The organism is Actinotalea ferrariae CF5-4 (genome assembly GCF_000603945.1).
Classification (GTDB): domain Bacteria; phylum Actinomycetota; class Actinomycetes; order Actinomycetales; family Cellulomonadaceae; genus Actinotalea; species Actinotalea ferrariae.
Genome location: NZ_AXCW01000082.1, coordinates 1 through 7,566 on the forward strand (window position 1 = coordinate 1; position 7,566 = coordinate 7,566).

The window sequence follows — 7,566 nt, forward strand, 5'->3', positions numbered from 1 at the left end:
CGGCGACCGGGCGCGGCGGTGGGGACCTGGCCTGTCACCCGCCCACGGTCCCGCCGGCGCGCGCCGGGGGGACGGGACCTGGGTCCCGCCGGCGTGCCGAGGACGGGAGCCGTGCCCCGTCGGCGGGTCCCGAGGCAAGAACCCGGCCTGTCGGCACGCGCCCGCGGGCGGGAGCCGGGCGCGCCGCGCCGACGCCGGACGGACCGTCGACCCAGGCGGAGACGCCCAGGACCCACAGCGACCCCTCTCTGGCAAGGCTGAAAGAGGACGACAGCGACCTTTCGGGTGATCTTGTCCGTTTTGGCCCCGAGAACTTCACCCGATCACGCGCCGAACTCGTAGACCGGACGGGGGAAAGCCGCAAGGATCACCTCATGGCCGCTTCCTGCCGGCCGACCTGACCATCAGTGACGATCGCACCCGCCGGAGCTCTCCGGAGGGTGGCAGGGGACGGCCCGCCGGGCCGGGACCGTCACGACACCGAGGGGATCTCGACCATGGACAAGTGGCGTAACGCGAAGAACAGCACCATCGTGCGCATCTCGGCCAGCGCGGCCACGCTCGTCGCGGTCGCCGCGACGGTCGGCGCAGGGTGGAAGTGGTTCTGACCGACGACACCAGCCGCGGCGGCGCCCGATCACCGGAAGCGCCGCCGCGGCTTCTGTTTGCCTACGTTGCGGCCGTCACCCTTCTAGGGGGTCTCGGTCTCGGCCTCGTGATAACCCGTACGGCATGGTCAGAGGTCTTCGCCTCGCCCTACCTGGCAGCCACGCTCTTCCTCGTCGTCGCGGCGATCGTCGGCGAGCTGCGCCCGCTCGTCCTCACGCGCAACGACCAGCCGGCCGAGTCGCTCTCGACGTCAGCACCCTTCGTCTTGGCTCTCGTCTCCATCGCCGGGGTCGGGGTCGCCGTCACGGTCCAGGCGCTCGCAAGCTTCGTCGACGACCTCATCTGGCGCCGCGACTGGCGCAAGTCGGCCTTCAACACGGGCCAGTACGTCCTGAGCGTCCTTGCTGCCCGGCTCGTGTTCTGTCTCATCTCCGGGGAGCCCTTCTTCGGCCCGCCGGTCGCCGTCGGGCCCAGTCACATCCTTCCCCTGCTCGCGGGCGGTGTGGCGATGGTGTTCGTCAACCGCTTCCTCGTCGCGTTCGTCATCGCTCTCGCAGCCAGGCAGCCCCTCCGCGCCGTCGTCGCGCAGGACGCCCGCTTCCACGCCGCGACACATCTCGTCCTGCTCTGCGTCGGCGGGGTGGCGGCGGACGTCGCCGAGGACGGCGTGGCCATCCTGGCGCTGCTCGCGGCGCCCGTCGCCGCGGTCTACCTCACGACCGACGCCGCCATCCGTCACGCGCACCAGGCCTGGCACGACTCGCTGACGAACCTCGGGAACCGGGACCGCCTGCAGCAGCAGCTCGCTCGGGCGATGGGGGCAGGCGACCGGACGGGTTCCCCCGACGCCGGCCCGGGTCTCGTCCTGCTCGACCTGGACCACTTCAAGGACATCAACGACACGCTCGGCCACCCGGTGGGCGATCACCTCCTCAAGCAGGTGGCCGATCGCCTCCGGGGTGCGGTCGATCTCGAGCCCTGCCGCCTCGGTGGGGACGAGTTCGCCGTCGTCGTCGACGGGGGCCTCGACGAGACGCTCCAGGTCGCGCAGGCGCTGCTGGCCTCGCTCGAGCAGCCGATGCGCATCGGTGACCTCGAGCTCCTCGTCCGCGCCAGCGCGGGCGTCGCCGTCGCGCCCACGCACGGCGCGGACGCCGAGACGCTCATGAAGAACGCGGACATCGCGCTGTACCACGCGAAGCTCGAGCGGGACCGGATCAGCGCCTACTCCGCGGAGTTCGACGTCAACACGGTCGACCGGCTCCAGCTGCTCGCCGACCTGCGGACCGCGCTGGACACCGACCAGCTCGCCGTCGCGTACCAGCCGCAGGTGGACCTCGTCACCCGGCGCACGGTCGGGGTCGAGGCGCTCGTGCGCTGGAACCACCCCGCGCGAGGGCTCGTGCCGCCGGACGACTTCATCCCGCTGGCCGAGAACTCCGGTCTCATCGGCGAGCTGACGACCTACGTCCTCGACGCCGCGCTCTCCTCGCTGGCCGTCTGGCGCGCGAGCGGTCACCAGGACCTCCTGATCGCCGTGAACCTCTCGGCACGGCAGCTCTCCGACCTGGCCCTGCCCCGCTCCGTCCAGGAGGTGCTCGCGCGGCACGACGTGCCGCCGTCGGCGCTCATCCTCGAGGTCACCGAGACCGGCATCCTCTCCGACCCGGCGCGCGTGGACGCGGTCATCGCCGCCCTGCGGGAGATGGGCGTCGCGATCGCGGTCGACGACTACGGCACGGGCCACGCGTCGCTGAGCTACCTCAAGCGTCTCGAGATCGACGAGCTCAAGGTGGACCGGTCCTTCGTCAGCGACATGGGCAGCGACCACCACGACTTCGTCATCGTGCGCTCGACGATCGCCCTCGCGCGCGACCTCGGCCTGCGCGTCGTCGCGGAGGGCATCGAGGACGAGAACACCGCGCACACCCTGCGCGACCTCGGGTGCCACGTCGGCCAGGGCTTCCACCTCGGCCGGCCGACGACGGCGCGGGCCGTCCTCGAGCGGCTCGACTCCGAGCGCGCCAGCCCCGGCGTCCCCACCGCGCGGTCCGCGCCGCGCTGACCCGATCGCCGACGGCCCGCCCGTCGGCCCCAGCCCGAGTGGGAAGGCCCCATGCTGCTCCTCGCCGCGTGCCTCCTGGCCGTCCTGTCCCCGCTCGTCGTCGGGCGATGGCCCGCGGGCCTGCTGCTGCACCGGTGGCGCCTGCCGCTCCTGGTCTGGGCCACGCTGCTGCTCCAGGCCGCGATCCTGGAGGCACCCCTGCCGGAGGGCGTCGCGCGGGTCGGGCACGTGCTCACCTACGGTGGCGCGCTCGCGTTCCTGTGGCTCAACCGCCGCGTCCCCGGTGCGCTGCTCGTGGGGGCGGGTGCCGCGTCGAACGGCCTGACCATCGCCCTCAACGGCGGCGTCCTGCCGGCCGACCCGGACGCCGTCGCGGCGACGGGACGCGTCGAGGCCGGCGACTTCGCGAACTCCGCCGTCGTGGCCGACCCCGTCCTCCCGTGGCTCGGGGACGCGTTCGCGTGGCCCGCTCCCCTGCCGCTGGCGAACACCTTCAGCATCGGGGACGTCCTGGTCCTCCTCGGCGTCGTCGTCGCGGCCTGGACCTCGACGCGCCGTCTCGGTCGTCCGGCGCCGACCCCGGACGACGACCGCGCCGCGGTCACCCCTCGGGCGTAGCAGCCCGCGGGGGCACGGTGCCCAGCGGCAGGTCGAGCGCCCGGAGGCGCTCGGACGTCGGCTCGAGCGCGCTGTAGGCGTCCGCGAAGACGGGCCGGAGCCGGGCGTAGACGTCGGCGCCCCCCGGGTCCGGCTCCACCGGCGCACCCGGGTCCAGCAGCCCGGCCACGGCGTCGAGCGACCCCACCAGGCCGAGCGCCGTCATCCCCAGCACCGCCGCCCCGAACGCCGTGCCCTCCTCGCTCGCCATGAGCTCGACCCGCATCCCGAACGCGTCGGCGAGCATCTGACGCCAGAGGGGGCTGCGCATCGCCCCGCCGGTGGCCCGTACCTCGCGGACCTCCAGACCGGCGTCGCGCAGCGAGTCCAGCACCACCGCGAGCTGCAGGCACACCCCCTCCAGGGCCGCCCGCAGCAGGTGCGGACGGCCGTGGGCGCGCGTGAGGCCGACGAAGGCCCCACGCGGCGCACCGGCCCAGTGGGGGGCGCGCTCGCTGAGCAGGTACGGGAGCATGAGCAGCCCGCCGGACCCGGCCGGGGCCTGCGCCGCGAGGGCGAGCAGCTCCTCCTCGGCGTGCTCACCCAGGTCGGGGGCGAGGGCGTCGCCGGCCCACTGGAGGACGACGCCACCGTTGTTGACCGCCCCGCCCACCACCCAGCGACCCGGCGCGAGGGCGTAGCAGAAGAGGCGCCCCCGGGGGTCCACCACAGGGCGGTCGACGACGACGCGCAGGGCACCGCTGGTGCCGATCGAGCAGGCCGCCACGCCCGGTGCCAGGGCGCCGACACCGAGGTTGGCGAGGGGGCCGTCCGCAGCACCCACCACGACCGGCGTCGTCGGCGGCAGCCCGAGGTCCCGCGCGACGGGCGGCAGAAGACCGGGCAGGACAGCCGTCGGGGGCACCAGCGCCGGGAGGCGGTCGGCGCTGACCCCGGCGAGGGCCAGCGCCTCGGGGTCCCACGCGAGCGTGGTCAGGTCGAGCAGACCCGTGGCCGACGCGACCGAGTGGTCCACGACGAGCGCGCCGCACAGCCGCAGCAGGACGTACTCCTTGATGCCGGCCCACGTGTGGACGGCGTCCAGCAGGTCGGGCCGCTCCTCGCGGAACCACACGAGCTTCGGCAGCGGCGACATGGGGTGCAGGGGCGTCCCCGTGCGGCCGTGCAGCGCCGGGCCGCCCGCCGCCGCCCGGAGGCGTTCGGCCTGGGCCGTCGCCCGCGTGTCCGCCCAGGTCAGCAGCTCTGTCACCGGCGTCCCGTGGGCGTCGAGCCCGACGAGGCTGTGCAGCGCCGCGCTGAACGACAGCCCCGCGACCCGTGCCGCGCCGACCTGGCCGACGACGTCGCTGACGGCGGCGCGCACGGCCGCGAGGACGCGGTCCGGGTCCTGGACGGCGTACCCGGGCTCGGGCTGGAGCAGGGGGTACCCGTGGGACGCGGAGGCGACGACCACCCCGCCGTCGAAGGCCACCGCCTTGGTGCTCGTCGTCCCGATGTCGACCCCGACGACGACGCGCAGCCCGTTCGGGCGCACGGTCCCGGCCGGGCCGTCCGTCGGTGCGGGGCTCACGGTCACCCCGGCATCCTGCCCCAGCCGACCCCCCGCCGGCCCGCCGACCGGCTGACGAGCGTGGGGGCGAAGGTCCACCCCGGGGCGGACGGGCGCCGCCCCGGGAGTGCGGAATGATGGTGCCGCGCGCGCGGGTGGACGGGCGGGCGGGGTCTGCGGGAGGAGCGTGCGTGGGTACGGTGCTGGTCGGTGTCGCCGGAGGCGCGCTGCTCCTGACCGGGATCGCCCTGCTCGTGCTCCCCGGGCCCGGGTTCGTCCTCGTGGCCGCGGGCCTGGCGATCCTGGCGACGCGGTTCGCCTGGGCCGAGCGCCCCCTCGCCTACGCGAAGCACAAGGCGCGCCAGGGGGTGGCGGAGGTGCGCCGCAGCCGCCTGCGGGCCGGGGCCTCCGTAGGCTTCGCCCTCGCGCTCGTGGCCATCGGCCTCGCCCAGGTCCTCGGGGCCGACCTGCCCTTCATGAACCTCGCGTCCGCGATCCTCATGATCGGCAGCGGGCTGGTCCTCGTGGGGACCGTCGTCCACGCCCGCGTCACGCGCGGCCGGCACGAGGCGGACGCACCGCCCCGCAGGCACGACTGAGCCCTGCAGGTCACCCGACGGGGTGACCCCCGTGCGGTTGCCGGGTCCCCCGCCCCGTCCGACGATGACCTTGGCGGCCGGCTCCCGGCCGGCGGACACCGCAGGAGGGACGCCATGGCCACGTCGTCGCAGGACCCGTCGCCCCACCGAGGCACCGGCACGTCGGCCGGGAGGCGAGCCGAGGGACCGGGCGCCCGACCCGCCCCGCACGACATCGCCGTCGAGCGCGACCGGGTGCGCCGCCGCCGCGTCTACCGGTTCGTGGCGGTCGTGCTCGCCGTCGAGGCCTACCTGATCGCGATGCCGCTCCTGGGCCGCCCCCTCGTGCCGCCGCTCCCGGCCGTGGACCCGTTCCTCCTCGTCATCGTCGTCTTCTTCGTCGCCATGCTCGCCCTCCTGCTCGGGACGCAGGTGGTGGCCTCCCGGTCCCCCCACGTGACGTACCGGCCCGAGCAGGTCGACGTGACCCTGGACGACGTCGTCGGCATCGACCCCGTCAAGGAGGACGTCCGCCGGTCGATCGAGCTCTTCCAGACGCACCGCCGGTTCGCCGCCCTCATGGGCGGCACCCCGCGTCGCGGCCTGCTGTTCGAGGGCCCGCCGGGGACCGGCAAGACTCTCACCGCGAAGGCGATGGCCGCCGAGGCGGGGGTGCCGTTCCTCTTCGTCTCCGCCACCTCGTTCCAGTCGATGTACTACGGCGCGACCGCGAAGAAGATCCGCCGCTACTTCACCGAGCTGCGCAAGGCCGCGCGCGCCGAGGGCGGTGCGATCGGCTTCATCGAGGAGATCGACGCGATCGCGATGGCCCGCGGCGGCATGCCCGCGTCCGGTCGCGGCTCCCTGACGGGCGCGAGCGCGTTCCCCCTCACGGCGTTCTCCCCGGACCACTGCTTCGCCGACCCGCGCGGGTCCGGGGCGCTCGTCCGCGGGGCCGCACTCGTCGGGTCGACCGCGGGCGGGGCGCCCGGTGTGGTCCGCAACGCGGTCATCAGCGAGGGCACGGGCGGGGTCGTCAACGAGCTCCTGGTGCAGATGCAGTCCTTCGACCAGCCCACCGGGTGGGAGAAGGTGCGCGACGCCGTCATCGGTCGCGTCAACCTGCTCCTGCCCGCGCACCGGCAGGTGCGCCGGGCCCGACCGGAGCGGGCCCCCATCCTGCTCATCGCCGCCACCAACCGGGCCGACCAGCTCGACCCAGCCCTGCTGCGTCCGGGCCGGTTCGACCGCATCCTCACGTTCCCCACGCCAGACGTGCACGGGCGCCGGGCCCTCGTCGACCACTTCCTCGCGAAGCGGGCGCACGAGGACGAGCTCGACGACGACCGCATCCGCGACCGCATCGCCGCCGCGACGAGCGGGTGGACCCCCGTGATGATCGAGCACCTCCTGGACGAGGCGCTCGTCAACGCGCTGCGGCGCGGGGCGGCCGGGGCCTCCTTCGAGGACGTGGAGCACGCGCGCATCACCGAGATGGTCGGCATCGGGCAGCCCGTCACCTACACCGCCGCGGAGCAGCGCCTCATCGCCACCCACGAGGCCGGCCACGCGACCGTCGCCTGGCTCGCCGCGCCCAACCGTCAGCTCGAGGTGCTCACGATCGTCAAGCGCGGCCAGGCGCTCGGCCTGCTCGCGCACGGCGACACCGAGGAGGTGTGGACGTACTCCGCCCGCGACCTGCAGGCCCTCGTGGAGATCGCCATGGGCGGGATCGTCGCGGAGGAGCTCTTCTTCGGGGTGACCTCCACCGGTCCGGCCAGCGACCTCGCCGCGGCGACGCGGACGGCGGCGCAGATGGTCGGCGCAGCGGGGATGACCGGCTCGCTCGTCTCGTTCCAGGCGACGGGGCACGACGTCGTCGCCGCGGTGCTGTCCGACGCCGAGGCCCGCAAGCAGCTCGAGAAGGTCCTCGACGAGGCCCGCCAGCGCGTCATGTGGCTGCTCGCGGAGAACCGCCACCTCGTCGAGGCCCTGCGGGACGCGCTGCTCGAGCGGCACGAGCTGGTGGGCGACCAGATCACCGAGGTCCTCGAGACCGCACGCACGGCGAAGGACGCGGAGCGGGCGGCCGTGGGCCGGGCCCGCCGGGCGCCCGCCCGTGCGGACGACGAGGCGGACGACGAGGC

At 74.7% G+C, this 7,566-nt stretch carries 5 protein-coding genes; 4 read left to right on the top strand and 1 reads right to left on the bottom strand.

Features of this window, described 5'->3' with window-relative positions; genetic code table 11:
- Positions 1-715: 715 nt before the first annotated feature.
- Both N866_RS09235 and N866_RS09240 read left to right on the top strand, forming a co-directional pair.
- Entirely contained in the window at positions 716-2,674 is a 1,959-nt protein-coding gene (locus N866_RS09235) for a putative bifunctional diguanylate cyclase/phosphodiesterase (protein ID WP_052022739.1), read from the top strand.
- Positions 2,675-2,725: 51 nt separating this feature from the next.
- Positions 2,726-3,292, top strand: a complete 567-nt coding sequence (locus N866_RS09240; protein ID WP_034225568.1) for a DUF5317 family protein — start codon at positions 2,726-2,728, stop codon at positions 3,290-3,292.
- Here N866_RS09240 and N866_RS09245 read toward each other — a convergent pair.
- Positions 3,276-4,868, bottom strand: a complete 1,593-nt coding sequence (locus N866_RS09245) for a gluconokinase (RefSeq protein WP_245612475.1) — start codon at positions 4,866-4,868, stop codon at positions 3,276-3,278. The two genes, N866_RS09240 and N866_RS09245, sit on opposite strands and share 17 nt — an antisense overlap.
- Positions 4,869-5,032: 164 nt before the next feature.
- On the opposite strand from N866_RS09245, the gene N866_RS09250 reads away from it, so the two are divergent.
- Both N866_RS09250 and N866_RS09255 read left to right on the top strand, forming a co-directional pair.
- Complete coding sequence (locus N866_RS09250) at positions 5,033-5,440, top strand: PGPGW domain-containing protein (RefSeq protein WP_052022741.1); 408 nt, start codon at positions 5,033-5,035, stop codon at positions 5,438-5,440.
- Between the two features lie 114 nt (positions 5,441-5,554).
- On the top strand, positions 5,555-7,566 hold a 2,012-nt coding region (locus tag N866_RS09255; RefSeq protein WP_081802498.1), incomplete at its 3' end, for an AAA family ATPase.